The organism is Microbacterium sp. CCNWLW134, assembly GCF_037083565.1.
In the GTDB taxonomy this organism is placed as follows: Bacteria; Actinomycetota; Actinomycetes; order Actinomycetales; family Microbacteriaceae; genus Microbacterium.
In genome coordinates, this window is sequence record NZ_JBAOJU010000001.1 from 224508 (window position 1) to 246600 (window position 22093).

Annotated in this window: 19 protein-coding genes; 8 read left to right on the forward strand and 11 right to left on the reverse strand. The window is 68.5% G+C overall.

The genetic code is table 11. From position 1 onward, the window contains the following. The first annotated feature begins 66 nt into the window (after positions 1 to 66). Complete coding sequence (gene map, locus V6S02_RS01145) at positions 67 to 870, forward strand: type I methionyl aminopeptidase (protein ID WP_336399523.1); 804 nt, start codon at positions 67 to 69, stop codon at positions 868 to 870. Positions 871 to 879: 9 nt separating this feature from the next. Here the strand turns inward: map and V6S02_RS01150 are convergent, their stop codons facing one another. Then, positions 880 to 2178, reverse strand: coding sequence for an MFS transporter (locus tag V6S02_RS01150; RefSeq protein ID WP_336399524.1), 1299 nt, complete (start codon positions 2176 to 2178; stop codon positions 880 to 882). A gap of 112 nt (positions 2179 to 2290) precedes the next feature. On the opposite strand from V6S02_RS01150, the gene V6S02_RS01155 reads away from it, so the two are divergent. Both V6S02_RS01155 and V6S02_RS01160 read left to right on the forward strand, forming a co-directional pair. Further along, entirely contained in the window at positions 2291 to 2998 is a 708-nt protein-coding gene (locus tag V6S02_RS01155; RefSeq protein ID WP_336399525.1) for a DUF1345 domain-containing protein, read from the forward strand. 8 nt (positions 2999 to 3006) lie between these two features. Beyond that, positions 3007 to 3441 (forward strand): protein-tyrosine phosphatase family protein, encoded by a 435-nt coding sequence (locus V6S02_RS01160; protein WP_336399526.1) that lies wholly within the window; start codon positions 3007 to 3009, stop codon positions 3439 to 3441. A gap of 18 nt (positions 3442 to 3459) precedes the next feature. Here V6S02_RS01160 and V6S02_RS01165 read toward each other — a convergent pair whose 3' ends face one another. The 3 genes from V6S02_RS01165 to V6S02_RS01175 all read right to left on the reverse strand — a co-directional run bounded on the left by V6S02_RS01165 (position 3460) and on the right by V6S02_RS01175 (position 8331). Then, positions 3460 to 3882, reverse strand: coding sequence for an organic hydroperoxide resistance protein (locus V6S02_RS01165; protein ID WP_336399527.1), 423 nt, complete (start codon positions 3880 to 3882; stop codon positions 3460 to 3462). A gap of 52 nt (positions 3883 to 3934) precedes the next feature. Further along, positions 3935 to 4384, reverse strand: coding sequence for a MarR family winged helix-turn-helix transcriptional regulator (locus V6S02_RS01170; RefSeq protein WP_336399528.1), 450 nt, complete (start codon positions 4382 to 4384; stop codon positions 3935 to 3937). A 200-nt stretch (positions 4385 to 4584) separates the two neighbouring features. After that, positions 4585 to 8331, reverse strand: a complete 3747-nt coding sequence (locus tag V6S02_RS01175; RefSeq protein ID WP_336399529.1) for a phosphodiester glycosidase family protein — start codon at positions 8329 to 8331, stop codon at positions 4585 to 4587. 301 nt (positions 8332 to 8632) lie between these two features. Between V6S02_RS01175 and V6S02_RS01180 the strand changes: the two genes are divergently transcribed. After that, a complete protein-coding gene (locus V6S02_RS01180) occupies positions 8633 to 9418 on the forward strand; it encodes an SDR family oxidoreductase (RefSeq protein ID WP_336399530.1) in 786 nt (261 codons plus the stop codon). Between the two features lie 189 nt (positions 9419 to 9607). Here the strand turns inward: V6S02_RS01180 and V6S02_RS01185 are convergent, their stop codons facing one another. Beyond that, positions 9608 to 11203 (reverse strand): alpha/beta hydrolase, encoded by a 1596-nt coding sequence (locus V6S02_RS01185; protein WP_336399531.1) that lies wholly within the window; start codon positions 11201 to 11203, stop codon positions 9608 to 9610. Between the two features lie 119 nt (positions 11204 to 11322). Here V6S02_RS01185 and V6S02_RS01190 point away from each other — a divergent pair, with 119 nt between their 5' ends. Beyond that, positions 11323 to 11934: a TetR/AcrR family transcriptional regulator gene (locus V6S02_RS01190; RefSeq protein WP_336399532.1), complete on the forward strand. Its 612-nt coding sequence runs from the start codon at positions 11323 to 11325 to the stop codon at positions 11932 to 11934. Positions 11935 to 12120: 186 nt separating this feature from the next. Here the strand turns inward: V6S02_RS01190 and V6S02_RS01195 are convergent, their stop codons facing one another. The 5 genes from V6S02_RS01195 to V6S02_RS01215 all read right to left on the reverse strand — a co-directional run bounded on the left by V6S02_RS01195 (position 12121) and on the right by V6S02_RS01215 (position 15172). Next, complete coding sequence (locus V6S02_RS01195; protein WP_336399533.1) at positions 12121 to 13566, reverse strand: HNH endonuclease signature motif containing protein; 1446 nt, start codon at positions 13564 to 13566, stop codon at positions 12121 to 12123. Between the two features lie 281 nt (positions 13567 to 13847). Next, positions 13848 to 13973 (reverse strand): hypothetical protein, encoded by a 126-nt coding sequence (locus V6S02_RS01200; RefSeq protein WP_276310438.1) that lies wholly within the window; start codon positions 13971 to 13973, stop codon positions 13848 to 13850. Positions 13974 to 14012: 39 nt separating this feature from the next. After that, complete coding sequence (locus V6S02_RS01205; protein ID WP_336399534.1) at positions 14013 to 14177, reverse strand: hypothetical protein; 165 nt, start codon at positions 14175 to 14177, stop codon at positions 14013 to 14015. 43 nt (positions 14178 to 14220) lie between these two features. Beyond that, positions 14221 to 14799 carry a hypothetical protein gene (locus V6S02_RS01210; RefSeq protein ID WP_336399535.1) on the reverse strand — a complete coding sequence of 193 codons (579 nt, stop codon included), beginning with the start codon at positions 14797 to 14799 and terminating at the stop codon, positions 14221 to 14223. Next, positions 14783 to 15172, reverse strand: coding sequence for a TraR/DksA family transcriptional regulator (locus V6S02_RS01215; protein ID WP_336399536.1), 390 nt, complete (start codon positions 15170 to 15172; stop codon positions 14783 to 14785). Before V6S02_RS01215 ends, V6S02_RS01210 begins: the two co-directional genes overlap by 17 nt. Positions 15173 to 15627: 455 nt before the next feature. On the opposite strand from V6S02_RS01215, the gene V6S02_RS01220 reads away from it, so the two are divergent. From V6S02_RS01220 to V6S02_RS01230, 3 genes are all read left to right on the forward strand, one after another. Continuing rightward, on the forward strand, positions 15628 to 17865 hold the full coding sequence (locus tag V6S02_RS01220; RefSeq protein WP_336399537.1) for a hypothetical protein: 2238 nt from the start codon (positions 15628 to 15630) through the stop codon (positions 17863 to 17865). 269 nt (positions 17866 to 18134) lie between these two features. Further along, positions 18135 to 19217 carry an acyltransferase family protein gene (locus tag V6S02_RS01225; RefSeq protein WP_336399538.1) on the forward strand — a complete coding sequence of 361 codons (1083 nt, stop codon included), beginning with the start codon at positions 18135 to 18137 and terminating at the stop codon, positions 19215 to 19217. A gap of 68 nt (positions 19218 to 19285) precedes the next feature. After that, positions 19286 to 20320 (forward strand): acyltransferase family protein, encoded by a 1035-nt coding sequence (locus tag V6S02_RS01230; protein WP_336399539.1) that lies wholly within the window; start codon positions 19286 to 19288, stop codon positions 20318 to 20320. 446 nt (positions 20321 to 20766) lie between these two features. On the opposite strand, the gene V6S02_RS01235 is transcribed toward V6S02_RS01230, so the two are convergent. Then, a complete protein-coding gene (locus tag V6S02_RS01235; RefSeq protein WP_336399540.1) occupies positions 20767 to 22077 on the reverse strand; it encodes a UDP-glucose dehydrogenase family protein in 1311 nt (436 codons plus the stop codon). Positions 22078 to 22093 lie beyond the last annotated feature (16 nt).

Genomic DNA, 22093 nt, shown 5'->3' on the forward strand with positions numbered 1-22093 from the left:
GGTATTATCGGCCCGGTATTCTTATACCGCCTGGCCTGGCCGCATCCCCAACCCGAAAGCGCCCCCATGATCGAAATCCTGAACGCCCGCCAACTCGAGCACGCACGTTCCGCAGGCGCGATCGTGGGGGCGACGCTGCAGGAACTGCGCGAGCGCGTGACCGTCGGCGTGAACCTCCTCGAGATCGACGAGTGGGCGCGGCAGCTCATCGAGAAGGCGGGCGCGCAGTCGTGTTACGTCGACTATGCGCCATCCTTCGGCAACGGCCCGTTCGGTCACTACATCTGCACGGCCGTCAACGACGCCGTTCTCCACGGGATGCCGCATGACTACGCCCTGCAGCCCGGTGACCTCCTCACCCTCGATCTCGCCGTGCTGAAGAACGGCATCGCCGCCGACGCCGCCATCAGTTTCATCGTCGGCGCGGAGAACTCCGACACCACCGACACCCCCGACACCCCCGCAAGCGCCGAAGACGCCGCGCTCATCGCCGTCACCCAGCGCGCGCTCGCCGCCGGCATCGACGTCGCCCGTTCGGGCAATCGCATCGGCGACATCTCCCACGCGATCGGCACCGTGCTCACCGATGCGGGATACCTCGTGAACACCGAGTTCGGCGGCCACGGCATCGGCACCACCATGCACGGCGACCCGCACGTGCCGAACATCGGCCGCCCGGGGCGGGGCTACAAGCTGCGGCCGGGCCTCCTCCTCGCCCTGGAGCCCTGGGTGATGGCAGACACCGACGTTCTGATCACCGATCCCGACGGCTGGACGCTCCGCAGCGCCACCGGATGCCGCACCGCGCACACCGAGCACACCATCGCCATCAGCGACGGCGACCCCGAGATCCTCACTCTCGCGCGGTAGCGCTGAGCCCTACGTCACATCCAGCGACGGCTCCGGCCCGGCATCCGACACGACATCCGTCTCGCCGCTCACCGCCGTCACCTCGTCCGCCGGATCCTTCTCCGCTCGGCTGAGCAGCACGAACGGCACGGCGACGGCGCTGATCACCCCGCTCCACAGCATCGACAGTCCATAACCGCCGATGTCGGCGGCGCGCCCGAGCACGGGTTGCCACACGACGCCCCCGCCGGACCCCAGCAGCGAATCGAACGACAGCACCGTGGCTCGCTGCTGCGACGGGATCATGTCGTTGAGGTAGGCGCGGCGCACGGGGTCGTCGATGGCCGAGACGATGCCCCACGCGGCGAGCAGCACGACGGCGACCCAGAAGTTCTGCACGAGTCCGAGGACGACGAGAACGAAGATGCTCCCCACGGTCGCGATGAGGATGACGGTGGTGCGGCGGTGGAACAGCCGCCGCACCCAGGGCGCGAGTGCGCCGCCGACGATCGAGGAGCCGGCGAGGAGGGCGGCGGCCAACCCCGCGATCGAGTACGCCTCTTCGTCGCCCCAGAGTTCGAGCAGGTACGGCTGCAGCGCGTAGAACACGTACATGCCGACGCCGGCGGCGAAGGGGCTGGCGAGCATCAGCCAACGCACCGGTCGGTTCCCGAGTCCATACGTCACCGACGCCCGGAAAACCGTTCGCGTCGCGCGCAGCGGTCCCTCGCTGCGGTCAGGGGTGAAGCCGAGGTCACGCATGAGCAGCGCGGCGACGACGAGCATCACCACGAGGATTCCGCCGCGCACGAGGAACGGCACCCCGAGATCGGTCAGCTGCGCGATCACCCCGCCGAGCACCGACCCCGACAGCATCGCCACCCCGCCGACGATCTGGGCTCGCCCGAACACCGTCTCGAGGCTCCCGGTGTAACGGGTCGCGCGGAGTGCATCGACGAGCCACGCGTCGACGGCCCCCGAGAAGAACGTGAATCCCAGCCCGAGCAGCATCGACACCACGGCCCACGCCCAGAACGGCGACTCCATCACCCAGAGCCACCAGTAGAGCGCCGTGGTGATCGCGAGCGTCAGTGTTCCGAGGAGGTACGACACCCGGCGACCGAGGGTGTCGGCGACGACTCCGGTGGGGATCTCGAAGATCAGCATGCCCGCGGTGAAGAACGCGTTGGCCGCGAACGCCTCCAGGTTGCTCAATCCGGCATCGAGGAGGAACAGCGTGTTGATGCCCCAGATGAAGGAGGCGGCGAGGGTGTTGCCGAGCATGAGCGTGTAGTAGGTGCCCTGCACACGCCGCGGCGTGGGTGTCATGTGCTCAGTGTGCTCCCCGGTGCCGACACCGCGTCAAGAGGCAGGCGTAGTGCGGGACGGAGCGGATCATCCATCCGTCGACGACGACCCCTCCGGGTGGTAGAACCGCACCATGACCACCCCGCCCGCCGACGAAGCTCCGACGCCGTCGAACATTCCTGCACCGCTCGACCCCGGCGCCTTCTCCGGCATCCAGCACCGGGCGGGCTTCCGCGTCGCGATCATGTTCGCGGTGTTCCTCGGGGTCACCCTTGTCGTCAGCGTGGCCGGGGAGTGGGTCTTCGCCCCCGCCGTCGGCTGGATCGCCGCGGCCGCGACCTACATCCTCTGGGTGTGGCTGGGCGTCCTCCGGCTCGGCCCGGCCGAGACCGCCAGTCACGCGACGCGCGAAGATCCCACGCAGCCGGTCGCGCAGACCCTCCTGATCGTGGCGACTCTGGCGAGCATCGGCGCGATCGGATTGCTGCTCGTCGAATCCGGCACGGTGCTGGGGGCTGCGCGCTTCGGGCTCGCCGCGGCCGCACTCGCCACGGTTGCGGCATCCTGGTGCCTGGTTCAGACCCTTTTCACGCTTCGCTACGCGGGCATCTACTACCGTCTCGGCGGCGCCGGCATCGACTTCAACCAGTCCGAGCCGCCCGAGTATCGCGATTTCGCCTACGTCGCCTTCACCCTGGGCATGACCTACCAGGTCTCCGATACGAGCATCACCAGCTCGCTCATCCGGCGCCAGGTGCTCCGGCATGCGGTGCTGTCGTTCGTCCTCGGGGTGATCGTCCTCGCGGCCGCGATCAACCGCATCGCGGCGTTGGCCCGATAGGCGTACGGATGACACAGTGGTCGCCCGACCTCGAGGGTGTCGTGACGTTGCCGGGCGGTCGGCGCATCCGCGGACGCGGCCTGAGAGACGGCTCGGCGGGTTTCGAGCCTGCACCCGATTTCGGCCTCTATCTCACGGCGCAGTACCACGAGGAGCGCTGGCCGTCACGGTGGATCGCGTGGCCCGACTTCCGCCTGCCGCGCACGCCGTCAGACGCGATCGCCGCGCTTCGCGAGGCCTACGACCGGTCCGCGACGGAGCGGGTCGAGGTCGCGTGCGACGGCGGCACCGGCCGCACCGGCACCGCGCTCGCCCTCTTCGCCAGATTCGACGGTGTGCCCGCCGGCGAGGCGGTGGCGTGGGTTCGGGCCAACTACCGACCCAGAGCAGTCGAGACGCCCTGGCAGCGCCGGTTCGTCCGAAGGGTGCACCTCAGCGCATGAATCCGGCGCCGCGTCCGGTCAGTCGTCGACGACCGAGACCGTGACCTCGATGTTGCCGCGCGTCGCGTTCGAGTACGGGCACACCTGGTGGGCGGCATCGGCGAGCTGCTGTGCGACCTCGCCGTCGACCCCCGGGATGTTCACCTCGAGCAGCACCGCGAGCTGGAACCCGCCGTTGCCGTTCGATCCCAGCGAGACGCGCGACCCGACGCTCGAGCCATCGACTTTCACCTTCTGCGTCCGCGCGACGCTCTGCAGCGCGCTGTGGAAGCAGGCCGCGTAGCCGGCGGCGAAGAGCAGTTCGGGGTTCGGCGCGCCGCCGGCGCCCCCGAGCTCCTTCGGCACGCGCACGTCGGTGTCGAGAATGCCGTCGGCGGTGCGCACGTGGCCGTCGCGACCTCCGCCGGTGGCGAGTGCTTCTGCGGTGTAAAGGGCGTCCATGAGTGTCCTTTCGTGGGGGATGAAGAGGTGACGGATGCCGCGGCGAAGCGCGTCAGGAGGCGGCGCGCAGTTCGCCCGCGAGCGCCCGCATGTTCGCGGTGATCGCGTTCAGCTGGGCCAGCAGCTCGGGCACGCTGCGTCCACTGTCGACGAAGCCCGGCACGAGGCATCCGGCCGCCGCCACGACATCGGCGTAGACCGAACGCCCCTGGTCGGTGAGGCTCGCCCGCACCACCCGCTCGTCGCTCTCGTCACGCCGGCGGGCGACGAGACCGCGGCTTTCCAGCCGTCGCAGGAGCGGGGAGAGGGTGCCCGAGTCGAGGTGCAGCTCTTCGCCGAGAGCGCTGACGGTGCGCTCGCCGGTGGCGAGCACGACCATCGCGAGGTACTGCGGATACGTCAGCGACCACGGCTTCAACACCTCGCGGTACGCCTGCGTCGTCGCATGCGACGCGGTGTACATCGCGAAGCAGACGAAATCGTCGAGCGCGACAGCAGCCATGACAGAAGCATTGCACGCAACTCAATTGCGCGCAACCTAAAGCGCTACCCGGCCTCGGCCTCGCCCTCCTGCGGAGATCCGCACCCACAAAAAATGCTGCCGCGACGACCTCATCCGCGGGAACGCGGATCTCCTCGCGACCGCGACGACGAAGAGTCCCCGGCGCCACAGGGGCACCGGGGACTCTATCGGCTGGCGGGTCAGACCTCCTGGCGGCCGGCGCGGCGAACACGCCAGGTTCGGAGCCCGGCACCGACGCCGACGACGAGGAGCGCGATCAGCGCCGTCCACAGCAGCGGGGTGCTCTCGAATCCGGTCGTCGCGAGATCGCTATCGCCGGCTCCCGTCGGCTGACCACCCGCGCTCGCACCGTCGCCACCGTTCGTCGGGGCCCCTCCATCGCCGGGCTGGCCGCCGGGCTGGCCGCCGGGCTCACCAGGCTCACCAGGCTCTCCGGGCTCCCCGGGCACTCCCGGTTCCCCAGGCTCCCCGGGCTCTCCCGGTTCTCCAGGCCCGCCGGGTTCACCCGGCTCGCCGACGACCGTCACGTCCACCGCCTGGGTCACGCCGTTCACCGTCACCGACAGGGTCGCTTCACCGGCGGCAACAGCGGTCACTTCGCCGGTCGCCGGGTTGAGGCGCAGCACACCCTCGGCGGCGGCCTCGAGCCGGGAGGGCGTGCTGATCAGGTCGCTCACGACATCGGTGCCGTCGCCCGCCCAGTCGGCCGACACCGGCCAGGCGACCGGCACCACCCGCCCGCCGTCCTGCTCGAAGGTCGCCGACACCGCAGCGGTCTCGCCGACCTCGAGCACCGTGGGCGCTTCGAGGTCGACCGCCGACACGCGCGGCTTGGTCTCGGCCTGCATCCAGCGCACCCGGTCGACGACCACCTCGGGCGACGCGCCGACGACACCCGCACCTGGGTTCACGCCGAGCATCGTCCAGCCGGTGAAGCCACCGGCATCCGGGGTTCCCGACGGGCCCTTGCCGGCGTTGCCGCCGAGCACACGGCTGACGCCGTCGTAGCTCGTGGCGTCGAAGACGCCGACGTGCCCGTTGACCATCGCCGCCGACTTGCCGGTGTCGGCACGGAACTGCGTGAGAGTCTCGACGAACTGCGCAGCCTCGTAGCGGTCGGCGAGCTGGCTCGCCTTGGACGGCAGCGGGTCGTCGGCGGGATGGTGCGAGAACACCAGCACCCCGGTGACCGATGAGTCGGATGCCGCGTCGGCGAGCTGCTCGTCGAGGAACCGCAGCTGCTCCAGGCCCGAGGCTCGGAACGACCCCGCCGCGCTGTTCAGGGTGATCATGCGCGTGCCGCCGAGGTCGATCGAGCGATACGGGTCGCCGAAGGCGTCGATGAAGTTCGAGATCGCCCCGCCCATGATCTCGTGGTTGCCCGGCACGTAGACGTAGGGGATCCGGTCGCCGATCTCCTCCTCCAGGATCCGGGCGGCGAGCTCGAAGTCGGCGACGGACGCCTCATCGACCAGGTCGCCGTTGATGACCAGGTAGTCGGGATCTGCCGCGACGATCTCGCGGAACGTCTCTCGCGCGGCCTGCACCAGCTCGCTGTCGGGGTTTCGGGCGACGAACTGGGCGTCGCTCATCACGGCGATGCGCTGCGCTCGGTCGTCGACCGTGCCGTCGGTGACGATCACCGGATCGAAGACGCGGGGCGCGACCGGCTGCTCCACATCGGGCGCCACGACCGACTCGAGAGAGGCGATCGTCACCTCGCCCTGATAGCTCGCGGTGGGGCGTGTCTCCATCATCCGCACCCGCTGGAACGTGAGCGGGTACGCCGTCCCGGCCGGCACGGTGAATCGGGCCTGCTGCCATCCGGTCCAGTCGACCATCGGGCCATCCAGGTTGATGGTGGTTCCGGCGCCGGTCTTCAGCTGCAGGCGGGGCCATGCGCCCGAGCCGTCACCGTGCATCCACATCGTCAGCGCCTGGGGCTGGCCCTCGAGCACGCGTCCGCCGGTGGCGGCTTCTCCCGGCACGATCGCGTAGTACCCGCGGGTGCCGGTGGAGGTGGTGAAGTCGTACGACAGCGTCAGCGCGGGCTGCCCCTCCGGGCCGGTGGCGGGGGTCAGTGTTCCGGTGGCACGCGCGACGCCGGCGGTCCACTCGGCGGCGTCGGCGAAGTCGGCGACGGGGAGGGTGTCGTACCCGATCGTCACGGCGACGTCGACGCTTCGGCCACCGGCGGTGAAGGTCACCGTCGCCGAACCGCTGTCGACCACCGGCGAGACGGTGAACTCTCCGAGTCCGGTGGGCTCGACGGCGACATCCTCACCGTTCTCGACACGGACATCGCGCGCCTCGATCGGGGCGCTGAAGCCATCGGCGTCAAGGCCGGTGAGGCGCACGGTCGCGGTCTGCCCGGGCTCGGACAGCGCGATCACCGTCGCGCTCGGACGGATCCGCTCGAGGTCTCCGAGCACCCGCACCTGGGTCGTGGCGCTCTTGCCCTCGGCCGCGAAGGCGACGGTGGCCGTTCCGGGAGTGACGCCCTCCACCACGACAGACGCGTCACTGTCCGCAATGAGCGAGACCGCGTCATCCGTCGTCTGGAACGAACCCGCGACCTCGATGCCTCCGAGGTTGTCGTCGAGACCCGTGCCGGCGAGCGTGCGGTGCAGCCCCGGGAAGACCGCGTCGGCGTCGGTGGCGTCGAGCGCAGGTGCGACCTGCACGTCGGAGACGACCCCGGCCGGTGCAGAGGAGAAGAACGCGAGGCTGTTGGCGACGACGCGCTCGGTGCCGTCGGACGGACGGTTGTGGAGGGATGCTTCGCTCTCACCCGGCTCACGGACGGCGAGCATGGTCGAGCCGCCGCCGTCGAGGTTCACGGCGTTGTGCACGCCGAGGTCGAGCATGAGGTCGCCGAGCTCCTGCAACGTCATGCCGCGGCTGTCGCCCGTCCGCCCGTCGATGGTGACGACGGTGATCTCGGTGCCGTCACGGCTCACGCCGATGGCGGTGCGCGCGGCCTCGACCTGTTCGGCGTCGGTCTGCACGCCGTCGATGATGAGGCGCTGCGCGCCGCTCACGGCGAGATCGACGTCTGCGGATGTCGCGACGGCGACGTCGACGGCGTCGCCGACCTCGAGTGCGGCCAGGGTGGCAGCGCCGGCTTCGCGCCCGATGAGCACGCCGGTGCCGTCGGCGATCGCGGTCTCGCCAGAGACGGATGCGGGGTCGGTGCTCACCTCGGTGACCACGCCGTCCTGAACGGTGACCTTCGCCATCGGCGAGGCGAGCGCGGCGGGCGCGCCCAGAGCGCGGGCGAGCGGGTGCGTCCCCCACGCCGCGGTGTACCACCCGATGCCATTCGCTCCGATCGCCGGGCTGTTGACGCCCGAGACACGGTGGGAGGTGCCGTCGATCGTCACCGTCGCCGCAGAGGCCAGCGCCTGCACGGCCGCGAGCCCGTCGCTCATCGTGAACGCCGGGCGCTCATCCGGGGCGGCCGAGCGCACGCCCTGGGTCGGCGACACGTTGGTGCCGACGGGCGCGGTGGAGTTGTTCATGTCGAAGTAGTCGCCGTTGATCGCAGCGATCGCGCCGGTGCCGGCGATCTGCTCGCTGAGCGTCGCACCCCCCGACACCGTGCCGGCGTCGAGGACGTCGAGCGAGAGGGTGGGTGTGGTGAGATCAGCGCGCATGACGTGGCCGGTGACCCACCCGGCCGGCTGCAGTCGGCGGAAGTCGGTGAGCTCGAGCCCGGGGGCGAGCGTCTGCGAGTCGGCGGAGAGAAGGGTGGAGTCTCCGCCGGCGAGGTCGAGGCCGCCCGTGTCGGGTGCGGCGACCGCCGGCATCGGAGCGAGTGTCCCGACTCCCACCGTCGTCGTGGTGACCACGGCGACGAGCAGCGCGGCAGCGAGGCGTCGCCGCGGGGGAGGGGAGGAGGACAGACGTGTTGCGCGCGCAGGCAAGCGAAGCACCTTCCGGTTCGAAGTGAGGGGAGCCGTGCCCACTCGTTCACGGGGCCGACCCGGCGACCCTACGGAGGCGGCTGCGTCGTGACATGAGGGGGCGGTGTCGACGAGATGGACTCGGCGTGAACGAACGGTGATCCCGCGCTCCGAACCCGCCGCCACCCCGAACGCATATTCATGCAGAGGAATAGATCAACCCGTGGGCGGTTGTCCCTGAGGTAACGACGCACAGATGAGGCATCCGGTCACCCGCTCACAACGCGAACGGCCGGATGTCTCGAGACGAAAGGCGAGAGACATGACTGAACGATTCACCGACCGCACCGTCCTCATCACCGGAGCCGGCTCCGGCCTCGGCCGCGCGACCGCGGTGCGCCTGGCATCGGAGGGTGCGAACCTCTCGCTCGTCGACGTCTCGAAGGACGGACTGGATGCCACGGTGCAGGCCGTTCGCGACGTCGCCCCCGACGCCACGCTCGTCACCGTCACCGCCGACGTCTCGAGCGAAGACGACACCCAGCGCTACGTCGATGAGACCCTCGCGGCCTTCGGCCGCATCGACGGCTTCTTCAACAACGCCGGCATCGAGGGCACGCAGAACCTCACCGAAGACTTCTCGGCCGCCGAGTTCGACCGGGTCGTCTCGATCAACCTGCGCGGCGTGTTCCTCGGCCTCGAGAAGGTGCTGAAGGTCATGCGCGAGCAGGGGAGCGGCGCCGTGGTGAACACCGCGAGCGTCGGTGGCATCCGCGGTGTGGGGCGCCAGTCGGGCTATGCCGCCGCCAAGCACGGCGTGGTCGGGCTCACCCGCAACTCGGGCGTCGAGTACGGCGAGTTCGGCGTGCGCATCAACGCCGTTGCTCCCGGAGCGATCTGGACCCCGATGGTCGAGAACTCCATGAAGCAGATCGACGCTGAGAACCCGCGCCAGGCGGCCGAGCAGTTCATCCAGGCCAACCCCACCAAGCGTTACGGCGAGGCCCCCGAGATCGCGTCGGTCGTCGCGTTCCTCCTGTCTGACGACGCGTCGTACGTCAACGCCGCCGTCATCCCGATCGACGGCGGCCAGTCGGCCAAGTACTGATTCGCGGTCGAGCCCGGATCAATCTCCGGGAGGGTGCGCCGGCAGCGTCATGCACGCGATGTCCGGCACCATCCGACCGCCGTTGACGACCGACCCGCCCCCTCGTGTTCCGAGATTCGGACACGAGGGGGGCGGATTGCGCTTCGGCGCGAAGGTTCTCCCGCAGAGGTCACCCGCCGGCCGGCACGCTCAGAACGCGCAGCGCGCTCCCTCATCGGGCAGCTCGAGGTCGACCAGGTAGTCGGCGACGGCCGCGTCGACGCACGGGTTGCGGGAGATGATCGTTCCGTGCTGGTTGCCGTCGACGGTGAGCAGCCGTGCGCCGAGAGTCTCAGCCAGGCTGATGCCGCCTTCGTGCGGGGTGACGGGGTCTCCCGTGGCCGAGATCACGAGCACCTCGGGCAGCCCGTCGATATCGGTGGCGTAGGGGAAGCCGAGAGTCGGTTCGGCGGGCCAGAACTCGCACCCGTCCTGCGTCACCGGAGGGATTCCGGGGTCGAGGAACGGCGCCACCTCGTTGAGGTCTTCGCCGACTGCGATCATCTCTTCGGCGGTCAGGCGTTCTTCGTCGAGGCAGTTGATCGCGAAGGTCGCTTCGAACGCATCGGTGTACTCGCCGGTGTCGGATCGGCCGTAGTACCCGTCTCGCAGAGCGAGAAGCGCGTCCGGCTGCCCTGCTCGCAGTCCGGTCAGGCCGGCGATGATCGCGGGCCAGGTGGCCTCGGAGTACAGGCCCGAGACGATTCCCTCCCCGGCGGCGAGGAAACCGACCTCACGGCCGTCCGCGGCGATGAGCGGCTCGCTCACCAGCGGTCGGAGGAGTTCCTGCGCGACGGCCGTCGCCTGTGCGGGGTCGGGTCCGAGCGGGCAGTCTGCCTGCGTCGCGCAGAAGTCGGCGAAGCGCTGGAAGGACGCCTGAATACCCGCGGTGGCCTGGATCCTTCGTTCGGTGGTGTCCATGAGGGGGTCCACCGCGCCGTCGAGGACGAGGGCGCGGACGTTCTGCGGGAACATCTCGGCGTACACCGCTCCCAGTCGGGTGCCATAGCTCGTGCCGGCGAAGGTGAGCTGGTCGTCACCGAGCGCGGAGCGGAGAACATCCATGTCGCGCACGGCGTCGCGCGTTCCGAGATGGGCGAGGATCTCTTCACTGCCCGAGCCCTCCGCGCACTTGTCCACGATGTCGCGCGCGGATCCCTCCGTCCACTCTCCGAACGCTGACAGGGGTGCATCCGCATCTCGTTCGTCGTCGGTGTAGCAGTTGATCGCCGGGCGGCTCAGACCCACTCCACGCGGGTCGAATCCGACGATGTCGAAGCGCTCGGTGACGGGGCCGCCGGCCCAGAGGGCGGCGACGAGTGGGCTGAACGTGGTCGACGGGATGCCGGGGCCGCCGGGGTTCACGACGACCGACCCGATTCGGGCGTCGGCGTCGCCGGTGGCGGCGTTGCGGGTCACAGCGAGCTCGATGGTTTCGCCGTCGAGGTCGTCGTAGTCCATCGGCACGGTGAGCATGGCGCACTCCGCATCTTCCGCCACGGCGACGAGTTCGGGAACAGGCGGCTGGGCGCTCACGATCGACGCGTCGCACGCCCCGAAATCAAGCTCCTGCTCCATGAATTGCTCGAGCCCGGTGGCGGTCGCGTCTTCGCCTGCGTTCGGTGTCGCGCTGGTGCATCCGGCGAGCACCAGGAGGGATGCCGCGGCGGCCAGCGCCCACGCAGGCTTCGCCCACCGCCTTCGTTCGTCATCCTTCCGTCGGCTGTGCATCGGGGTGTCGCGCATGGCGTCTTCCTCTCGGGGGTTCGGCGGGATCAGGTGCCCGGACTAGTACAGCGTGATAGTCCGGGAGTGCGTTACGCTAGCACACTGTGATAGACCGTGTGTCACGCGGGAGGCAGGCCATGGAGACGAACGCTAAGGAACCGGGCACACGCGCCAAGATCCTGATCGCCGCGGCAACGATGCTGGGAGAGGATCCGACGACGCGTTTGAGTGTTCGAGCGGTCGCCGCGCGCGCGGGGGTCAGTACAGGGTCCTTGCGCCACTTCTTCCCGACGCAACGTGAACTCATCGACACCGTCGTCGCCGCTATGTACGACCTCGAGATTCCCGACGATCCGATCAACGATCACACCCTCGCCCCCGCAGAGCGTCTGATCGCGTGCCTGCAGCTTCTCCTCGCGCAGGGAGGGGTTGGTGAGCGTGCGCGAGAGCAGTGGAAAGCTCTGTTTGAGGCCTATGTGGCATCCCCGCCGTCCGAGGACGAGGCCGCGACCTATATCGCGCTCGAGCGGATCGGCCTGGACCGCATCGAACAATGGCTGGAGACCCTGATCGCGCAGGGCGCGTGCCCGCCAGGGCACGTCGAGCAGCGGGCGCGGTTCCTTGCCACCGTGCTCTCCGGCCTCTCAACAGAACGCGCCTTTCCCTCCGCCACCGTGCGCGTCGACGTCGAAGCCGAAACGCTGCGCATCGCTGTCCGTGCCGTCATGACGGACTGGCCGCCGGCATGACTCTCCCGTGCGCTCCCACCCGGCGGACTGCCCCGCCGGTTCGACCCCGTGCCAACCGGTCACAAGCGGCTGGTCGACCGTTTCCGGCCCGGCGTGCGCGTTCGTCTTGCCCGGTTCGTCGGCTGGCCGGTCAAGGACCCACCGGCGCGTGACGTCTTCATCATCGCCGCACGTCTGATGCGGCCCTCAGAAGGGTGCGACCGCGAGTGCGCCGTCGTCGGTGGGGACGAAGGCGACCCGTGAGGGTGGATGGCTGTCGTAGACCTTCCCGCCGGGGCTAGTGAATTTGAGGATGCCGCCGGGCAGTTGTTCCACGTGCCAGTTCGTGGCGTGTTTCAACGTGTGGTGTCTGACGCATTCGTTGCAGAGGTTGTCGTTGGAGGTTGGTCCGCCCAACGCGAAGTCCCTCGAGTGGTCTTTGTCGCAGAGTTTCGCGGGTCGTCGGCATCCGGGTGTTCGGCAGGTGACGTCGCGGGCGTTGAGGAACCGGGTCTGGGATGGATGGAGGGTGTACCTGTCCACCGCGGTGACGACCCCGGTGATGGGGTCGGTCATGACCCGGTCCCACACCCTCGCCGTTCCGGCCAGCCGTCTGGCGGTCTCCGGGTCGACCGGGGTGACTCCGTTCAACTCCGCCCCCGACCCGGTGACGCCGGTGAGGGTGGTGATCGGGATGGTGACCTGCACCTCGGCGGTGATCGCCCCCAACCCACCCTTCGCCCCGTCGGTGGGGTCGATCACCGGAGACCCAGCGAGGAGCATGTCCAGGGCGAGGTCGCAGCGGATCTCATCCAGCGACCGGTCGTCGAACCACGGCTCCGCGGTGTCTCCGCTGACGTTCCCGTTGTCGTCCGTCCCGGTCTCGCCGAGCGTGAACCCCGCACCCGACCCCGGCCCCGACCGGGGCCCCGTGCCGCCGCTCCCGCCGTTCGCTTCAGCTTCGGCCCGTGCGGCGGCGTGCGCGCGCCGTTTGGCGCGGTCGACGTCCTTGATCGTGGTGCCCTGCCCGGTGAGCCGGTTGTACGCACCGTGGATGTAGACGTTCGTGCCGAGGATTGTCAGGGTCGACAGGGTGTCGTCGAGGTCGGTGACCCACACGCGTCGTTCCCGGATCGCGGTGTCATGTCGTTCCTGCAACGGCCTCGGGTCGAGGACCGCGGCACGTTGAATGGCGTACTTCTTCGTCCTGGCCACGGTCTGCCGTTCGGCTTCGACGAGGACGATGCGTTCGAACGCCGCCCGGTCGGTGGCATCCTCGATCACCCGGCCGGCGTCTTGGATCACCTGCGCATGCGCCCGCGTCACCCGCCCCTCCACGAGTGCTTCCATCGTCTGAGGGAACAACTCGATCAACTCGTGCGCGTCGTGCATCTGCGTCTGCATCGACCGGTCGTTGACCCGCACCGCCATGCCCAGTTCCAGCGCCATCGACCGCAGCGGCATGTCCCGCTCCCGGGACGACACCGACCCGATCCGTGATCGCTGCTCCAGCGTCAACGCGTACGCGTCGGCGAGCAACCGGGTCTCCTTCGCCTCCAGCGCCGCCCGACGCCGCCGCAGCTTCGCCAGCTCATCCGCGAACACGCCTGCGCGCTTGTCCTCCGCCCGCCGCCGCTTCTCGTTCGCGTCCACTGGAACCCCGTCTCGATGACCTACCAGAATCATCGCAGGGGGTTCCGACATTGAGTCCGTCCCGCCTCCCTTACATTCGATCAAACAAACGAACCGGAGCCTCCACACGACCGGACGTCGCGATCCTTCCTCGGATGCCGCGGCGGCATGCCCGCGCAACGGTCACTCGTCGACCGCTGTCGGTTGCCGCTGGCCGCGAACGTTCGGGCGCAACGAGAAGGGACCACCCCAGCCCGCATCCGGGCTGAGGTGGTCATGAAGAAGGGACGTCGCGCCGTCGGTCAGCGCGACTTCCGCGGCTTCACCGACTCCGCGGCCACCTTCGCGCGCTTCACCTCGCGCTTCTCCTTGAGGGTGAGCTTCGGCTCCTTCTTGACGTTGGTGCTCCGAGGCGTTTTGCCGGTCATTGCGATGCACCTTCCTTTCTCTACAGAGGGTCTGAGATGTCAGCCGAGCGCGAGCCATTTCGCCGAAGGCGCGGTGCCGGTGACACGGCGCGAGTGGCGCAGACTCTCTGCAGCGACCGCCGCCGCGTCATCCGCTCTTCGCTTTCGAAACAGCACGCGGTGCACCACGCGGACCGCGGCAGGAACGGGGGTGGTGGTGAACAAGGTGAACTCCTTCGGGCAAGAAGTGGTGAGAGAACGAGCGCGGTCAGAGGTAGTCGTTCATCGAGGCGACGCTGATCGAGGTGTGGGCGATCTCTTTCCAGAGCAGCGCGATCCCGGCGTCGAGCGATTCGCGTTCTCGCACTCGAGCGATGAGGCGGGTCGTGAGAAGCTCACGGTCGTCGCAATGCTCAGCAAGCACGGCGGTGATCACGACCGATCGGGCGTAGGCCTGCTCGAGGCGGGTGTGGATGCGCCGGACCGTGCCGTCGCTGATTCGCAGCACGGTGTCTTCAGAGACAAGGGAGCCGTTGAGCACGAGAATGATGTGCTTCAGTCGTCGGAGCCGTCCGCAGAGCGACGTGCACTCGTCCTCGGTGGTCCGCAGAGCTGCCCGCACCTGCCTGGACGTGCGCAGCCCACGGATATCGACGCCGATGATCACCGCCCGCGATCCGCCCCAGGCCGCGTGACCAGGATCGAGCGACTGTGCTCCCGGCGCCGAACGCAGCGCCGTCAAGCACTCCAGCGCGTCGCCGATCACGGCGATCGAAGGCTCCCGCGCGGGCTGCGGACGAGGAGAGTCCGCCGGAGAACCCGGCAGCACCTCAACGTCTGTCGACATCGCGCTGGCAATCGATGCAGTTCTCGGCGTACGGCATGATGTCCAGGCGCGCGGCGACGATCGCGCCGCCGCAGCGGATGCAGCGACCGTACGTTCCGGCTTCGAGCCGGTCGAGCGCGGCGGTGATCTGATCCATCACCCGCCGGGTCGCCTTGCCTGTCGCCCACGACACCGGGTCGACGTTCGGCGCAGCGGTCGGGCTGGCTTCGCGGATGATCGCTTCGCGTTCCCGAAGCTCCTCCTCCAGAAAGCGGCGAATGCGAGCGGTATCGATTTTGGGCGCCGACCGAGGCGCAATGTTGAGAGACATCAGGACTCCTAAAAGGGTGCAACGAAGAAATCGACAGCGCGAGACGCCGCCGATCGGGTACAAAAAAAGCGCCGCATATGCGACGCGCTGTTATTGCGGGAAAAGCCGAAGAAATATGGGCTCATTCACGGTGGAGCGCGACGGGTGGAGCGAGAGGGATGCTGCTCCCGCGGCCGTCATCCGTGGCGGGAGAACCTCGTGACGGGCTCCGGCGATGTCCAGCACGAACCGCACAACCCGCGCGCACAGCGGCTGCGCTGCGGTCACAAAGGGTGCGGTCATGAACATGCCCTCACCATAGCCCGGAAAAAGAAAAAGGCAAGTCGGCGCCGATAAAGTCGAAAAGGAGTGGAAAAAAGAGGCGGTCCGACTAAACCCCAATTCACGAGCGCCGATCTTGCCGGCGTTGCGACGTTTCCTCGCGATGAGTCGTTCGCGTCGCGCCAGCTGGCCGACGCCCCCACGTATCACCCACCCCGCCAACCCCCTCTCCCCACCATCAGGGAGAGGACAGACCAATGACGCTCGAGCTCCACATCCGCGAATCGGTCATCGCCCACGCGATCACCCAGTCGGTGCAAACCCGGCTCTTCACCCAGTGCGTGCCCACCCCGCTCCCGGTCATCGTCGACCATCTCGACACCGTCCCCGACTCGGTCGCCTTCACGCAGCTCCCCGACGGCAGCATCGAGGTGTCGCTCGCCGTCCGCGTCTTCGTCGTGCTCGAGCCCGACCTGCGGGCGGCCCCCGGTGCCCCGGCATCCCATCCGGCGACCGGCGACATCGTCACCAAGATCATCATCGGCATCCGAGACCGAGCCCTTGTGATCCTGGATGCCACGGCACCGCCCATGGCAGGACTCCCCGCCGAGGCGGCCCAGGCCGTCAACGACCAGCTTGCCGAACTGAAGGGCCAGCAGCTCTTCGACGTCGCCCCGATCGTTGCGGCCCTCGAGGCGCAGGTTCCCGCCGAGCCCGACCTCGCCCTGGGCGGCGGAGTGCTCGCCCTCCGCTTCGGCGCCGACGGCGCCTTCACCCCGCAGCTCGACTCCGCGCTGATCCCACCCCACGACTGGGGTGTCTTCCTCGACGTCGACCAGGCGCTCGGCCTGGTGCGCCGTCGCATCCCTCAGGGCGTCCCCGTCCAGCTGAGCTGGCAGCCGAACGGCCCCGACCCGGCGATCGGAGCCTCGCTGTCGTACCAGCTCGAGGTCGTCGGACTCGAGGTCGCCGCCGTCGTCGCCGTGCTGACGGTGAAGCCGCAGTTCCTCGCCCCGTCGACCCTGCGGCTCGCCGCGTCGTGGGGCATCGACCTCACCGGCATCCTCAGCATCGGCGAAGCCGAAGCGCGCCGGCAGATCCGCAGCGCCATCCGCCGCACCTTCGCGACCGCGACCCACGACGGCCCGCAGTCGTTCTTCTACGACATTCCCCTCCCCGCGCTCCCCGACATCCTCGGGTCGGTTCCGAGCTGGGGAGGCATCGGCTCGAACACAGACGGGATGACCCTGGGCGGCCCCGTCCGCCCGGTGCGCCCCGCGCCACGCGACCTGCTCGACATCACCGTCTTCCGCTTCGGTCGCCCCGTCTGGTGGGGCAGCTGCCGCGAGCGCGCGAAGGTGGGCAGTGGCAACCCGCCGCGCAGTTTCGCGGCGAACAGCCCCGGCGTCCGCGTGCAGGCCGGGGTGACCTTCACCGATGCCGGCGCCCTGTGCAGCGCGACGCTCTACCCACCGCACGAGGATCTGCAGGGCCTCCTCAGCGCAGACGCCACCGGGGCCGGCTTCGACCTGACCGTCGGCCAGGCGCGCGCGATCACGAATGACGTCCGCATGCTCGTCCGCACCGCACGCGGCGCCCGTGTCGTCGATCTCGGGCGCCCGAGCATCCGCCAGAAGGATGACGGCACCCTCGACGTGCAGGTCAACTACATCGACGACTGTCTGCACCTCTCCGGACCGTGGCTGAAGGTCGTTCTCGGCCAGACGCTGGCCCTCGACGATCTCAAGACCGGCCCGCTCGAAGATCCCGACTGGCTCGCGCGTCTCGGCGCGCATCGCGGTTTCAACAGCCACATCGTCACGTTCGACGGATTGACCGCGGGCGAGGCCATCACGGTGACCGCCCTGGGGCTGCGGGCCACGGTGTTCGCCGATGAGGCAGGGCACGCGGTCGTGCCGGTGTTCGCCGCGCTGGGAGCCGTCGCGCACGACGTGACGGTCGAGCGCGTCTCCCAGCTGCCGCTGACCGGTGCGGTGAGTGTGGAGACGACCGAGTTCCGATGGCTGGCCGACATGGGAGAAGCGGATGCCGCGGCCGTCCGCGACGTCGCAGGCACGGTGTTCCTCGGGCGCAGCCTGCGAGGCGGGGCGTTCGTCGACGAGTGGCAGCCCGACAGCGAGGCGATGCTCCTCCGCCGACATGGCGGCGAGGTCGAGCTGAACCCCCAACCGCTCCCGCCGGAACCGCCCGAAGCCGCGCGTCTCGCGGCCGCCGCCGGGCTCGACGACGTCGTCTCGGCCCAGCTCGTCCCCGGCTTCGACGCACGCCTCGCGATCGTGCAGACGAAGGAGGGTCGCGGCATAATCGTCGCCCCCGGATCGCGTACCCAGGTCGTCGGCGAATGGGAGGGCCCGATGATCGGCGTCCACGTCGAGGGCGGATACGCGCTCGCGCGCAGCGGCGGAACAGTGCAGCTCTTCTCGGTTCGCCGCCCGGGCCGGGTCACCTTCCGCGAGGGCGCCCTCACCCGGTGAGCGGGTAGCCGCAAAGCGGCACACCCCATCTCAAGTAACAGCTGCAATCCGCCTTCACTGGGCACGCCACCGCTGTCCACTGCCGCTCACCGAAATCGACGGGCTTGTTGGCTTCGATAGGAAAGCTACGGCGTTGCGCTGAGGCCGAGGCGCAGAAACTGAAAGCGAACCCTTCTGAGGGAGAGCGGAGCATTTACCTGCACCAACCCCTAACAGCCGCAACGGCCCCAAAACGGCCGGGACACGAGCCGCTGCTAGGTTTGCACCTCGTGACCTACCGGCCGACCATCACTGAACGGTTCGATCCGCGAGCCAACGCGCTCAACGCCGTCCGGCTGGCTCTTGCTCTCCTCGTGATCGTGTGGCATGCATTTCCGCTGGCGGGAGAAACGATCGCATGGGAGCCGCTGCGTCAGTTCCTCGGTGAGACCGCGGTCGACGGTTTCTTCGCGGTCAGCGGGTTTCTGATCGTTGGCAGCTGGATACGGAACCCGCAGTGGGGTCGATTCCTGCTGGCGCGCGTTCTTCGGATCTTTCCGGCGTTCTGGGTGTGTCTGGTGGTGACGGCGTTCGTCATCGCTCCGATTGCGACGATGGTCGTCACCGGCCTCACTTACGCCGGCACCTTGTCCCCCGACAACGTCGGCTACGTCTTCAAGAACGCAGCCCTCCGCATCTTCCAACCCCGCATCGACGGAACACCGGTCGGGGTCCCCTTCACCGACGCGTGGAACGGGTCACTCTGGACGCTGTGGTGGGAGTTCCTCTGCTACCTCGGCGTGCTCGCGCTCGGTGTGTTCGGGCTCCTCCGGCGACGCTGGCTGATCCTCGCGCTCTTCCTCGCCGCCACGCTCGCCCTCATCCCCACCGCATACGGCCCGGTCGACAACTTCCTCGCCGAGTCCGCCGTTCGCTTCGGCGTCATGTTCCTCGCCGGAGCTGTGCTGCGGGTCTACGCGGATCGCATCCCTCTGACGTGGCCGCTCATAGCGATCGCCGGCGGCGTCACGCTCGGCACGATGTTCCTGCCCGACTACCGCATCCTCGGCGCACTGCCCCTCGGCTACGCCATCTTCGGCATCGGAGCACTCATCACAACGCCCCGACTTCGGTTCGAACAAGACCTGTCCTACGGCACCTACATCTACGCATTCCCGGTTCAGCAGCTGCTCGCATCGTTCCGGGTGTACGAGTGGGGAATCCCCGCGTACATCGCGCTCAGCACCGCCATCACCCTTGTCCTCGCAGCGGCGAGCTGGTTCCTCATCGAGCGCAACGCGATGAAGCTGAAGCCTCGACGGCGCAACGACCAAAACGTCCAAACGATCGCCGTCGCGGATCCGGTCACCTAAGCCGCTAGTGTCGATCCGCTTCAGCACGAACATCGGGGGACGACGTGCGCTCAGCTTCACTCACCTACATGCCCGCGCTCGACGGGCTACGCGCAGTCGCCGTCGGACTCGTCTTCGCGATCCACGCGTTTCCGGACGCTGGCTTCCCCGGAGGGCTCGGCGTCGACGTCTTCTTCGTCATTTCCGGGTTTCTCATCACCCGCATTCTGCTGAAGCAGTGGCGCCGCGACGACCGCATCTCGCTCCGCACGTTCTACTTCAGCCGCCTCGTGCGCCTCTATCCGCCGCTCATCGTCGTCGTTGCCGTGTTCTTCTTCATCCCGCCGATCGTGGGGGCCGCGCCAGGGTTCGCGACCGGTGGGACCCTCGTCGCGCTGACCTACACGAGCAACATCGTCATGACGCTCGTGGACCCGAGCCTCGGCTACCTGAGCCACACGTGGTCGCTCGCGATGGAGGAGCAGTTCTACCTGTTCTGGCCCCTCCTTCTCATCGCGATGCTGTCGCTGCGATGGACACCCGCGCGCATGGCGATCGTCACCGGGGGGTTCGCACTCGTCAGCATGATCGGCTGGGTGCTCACCGGAGACGACCTGCCGTACAACCCGCTGACGAAGGCTGGCGGCTTGCTCCTAGGGTGCGTCCTGGCGATGGTGCACGAGCACGGACGGACGTGGATGGCGAACCAGTGGGCGGCGTGGGTCGGGATGGCGGTGTTCGCGGTGGCGTTCGGCCTCGAAACCGGCGGCATCATCGAGAGGTCCCTGAGCATGCCGATTGCGACGGTCGGAATGCTGCCCGTCATTGCACACGCCGCCTTCGGCCGAGGCCCGATCGTCACCGCGCTATCGTGGCGTCCTGTTGTCTATCTGGGCGTCATCAGCTACGGCCTCTACCTCTGGCACTACCCAATCCTGTGGGTTATGGCCCGCGTCATTGAGGCGCCCCAGTGGCTAACTGCAATCGTCGCCGCTCTACTCACCGCGGGCCTATCCATGCTGACGAACGTGCTCGTCGAGAAGCCTTCGCTGCGCTGGCGGGACCGGGTGGTGAAGCGCTACGCCTGGTTCGCTACACCCGCGCGCGAGTCCCTGAGCCGCTGAAACGACTAAAACCCCCGCACCCGTGCTCGAAAGCGAAGGGTGCGGGGGCTTTCTGATCGGGCGTTACGGGAGACTGAAATCGGAGTTGGTCCAGCGTGCGATACGAACGCCACGGACGGTCACTGCGCGGTCGCCGGTGGTGCTTCCCACCCGCGCAAGAGTGAGGCGGGGGCGAACGACACCAAGAATCATGTCAGGGCGTTCCCCCGAGTAGAGCTCGCCGTCACCCACGTACTGGGCGGAATAGAAGTTCTTCAGCACCGACTGGGACGAGAGAAACAAGGGCTCGGACGCGACCACCAGGCGAGGTGCGGCAGCGAGTGCCGCCGGCCCGGACTTTGAAAGCATCGCCGGCGACGAGCCCGGCTTCCGCGATTCCAGCACGGATCCGACACGCGAGTACGGGTCCGCGGCCTGTGCCGCCGTCTCTGCACTAACAGTGGGATCTAGGGCCGCCCCATCCCGAAGTACTCCCACCCGGCAGCCCGCCAGGCCCCCGCGTCCAGGCAGTTCCGCCCGTCGACGACGACCTTGCCGCGCACCAGTGACCCGGCGTGCTCCGGGTCCAGCTCGCGCCGGTACTCGTCCCATTCCGTCACCACGATCACGGCGTCCGCTTCGCGCAGCGCCTCGTCGCGATCCTCGACGTAGTTCAGCTGCGGGTGCACCCGCTGCGCGTTCTCGATCGCGGCGGGGTCGGTGATCGTGACCCACGCACCGAGCCCGTGCAGCTTGACCGCCACATCCAGCGCCGGCGAATCGCGGATGTCGTCGCTGTGCGGCTTGAACGCCGCCCCCAGCACGGTGACGTTCTTCTTGAAGACCGATCCACCAAGGGCCTCGACGACGAGCTGCGCGGCGCGGTCACGGCGACGGAGGTTGATCTCGTCAACCTGGCGCAGAAAGGCGACCGACTCCCCGCGGCCGAGCTCCTCCGCACGAGCCGAGAAGGCGCGGATGTCCTTCGGCAGGCATCCTCCGCCGAACCCGATCCCTGCGCCGAGGAACCGGCGTCCAATTCGTGCATCGTGCCCGATCGCGTCGGCGAGCTGAGTGACATCGGCACCGGTCACCTCGGCGATCTCAGCCATGGCGTTGATGAACGAGATCTTCGTCGCAAGGAAGGCGTTGGCCGACACCTTCACGAGCTCGGCCGTGGCGTAGTCGGTCACGATGAACGGCGTGCCCTTCGCCACGGACGGGTGATACACCTCGCGAAGAACGGATGCCGCGGTCTCGCCCTCCTCACCCGCGGGAACGCCGGCAACAAGGCGATCGGGGTCGATCGTGTCCTGCACCGCCCACCCTTCGCGCAGGAACTCGGGGTTCCAGACCAGGGTGGCGCCGGTTGCGGAGACACGGGGTGCGAGTCCCGCTGCCGTGCCGACCGGAACCGTCGACTTACCGGCGACGATGTCTCCCTCTGCAAGGTAGGGAAGCAACCCATCGACGGCGGCATTCACGTAGGTGAGGTCGGCGGCGTAGCCGTCCTTCACCTGCGGTGTCCCCACACCGACGAAATGAACCCTCGCGCTCTTGGCCGCAGACATGTCTGTGGTGAAGCGGAGGTTTCCTGACGCGATACCGTCCGCCAAAATCTCCTGCAGGCCGGGTTCGAAGAACGGTGCTTCGCCTCTGGAGAGCGCTTCGATCTTCCGCTCGTCGACGTCAATGCCGACCACCTCGTGGCCGATCGACGCCATCGCAGCCGCGTGAACGGCGCCCAGGTACCCACAGCCGATAACAGATAGTCGCATGTAGATTCCTCTCGCG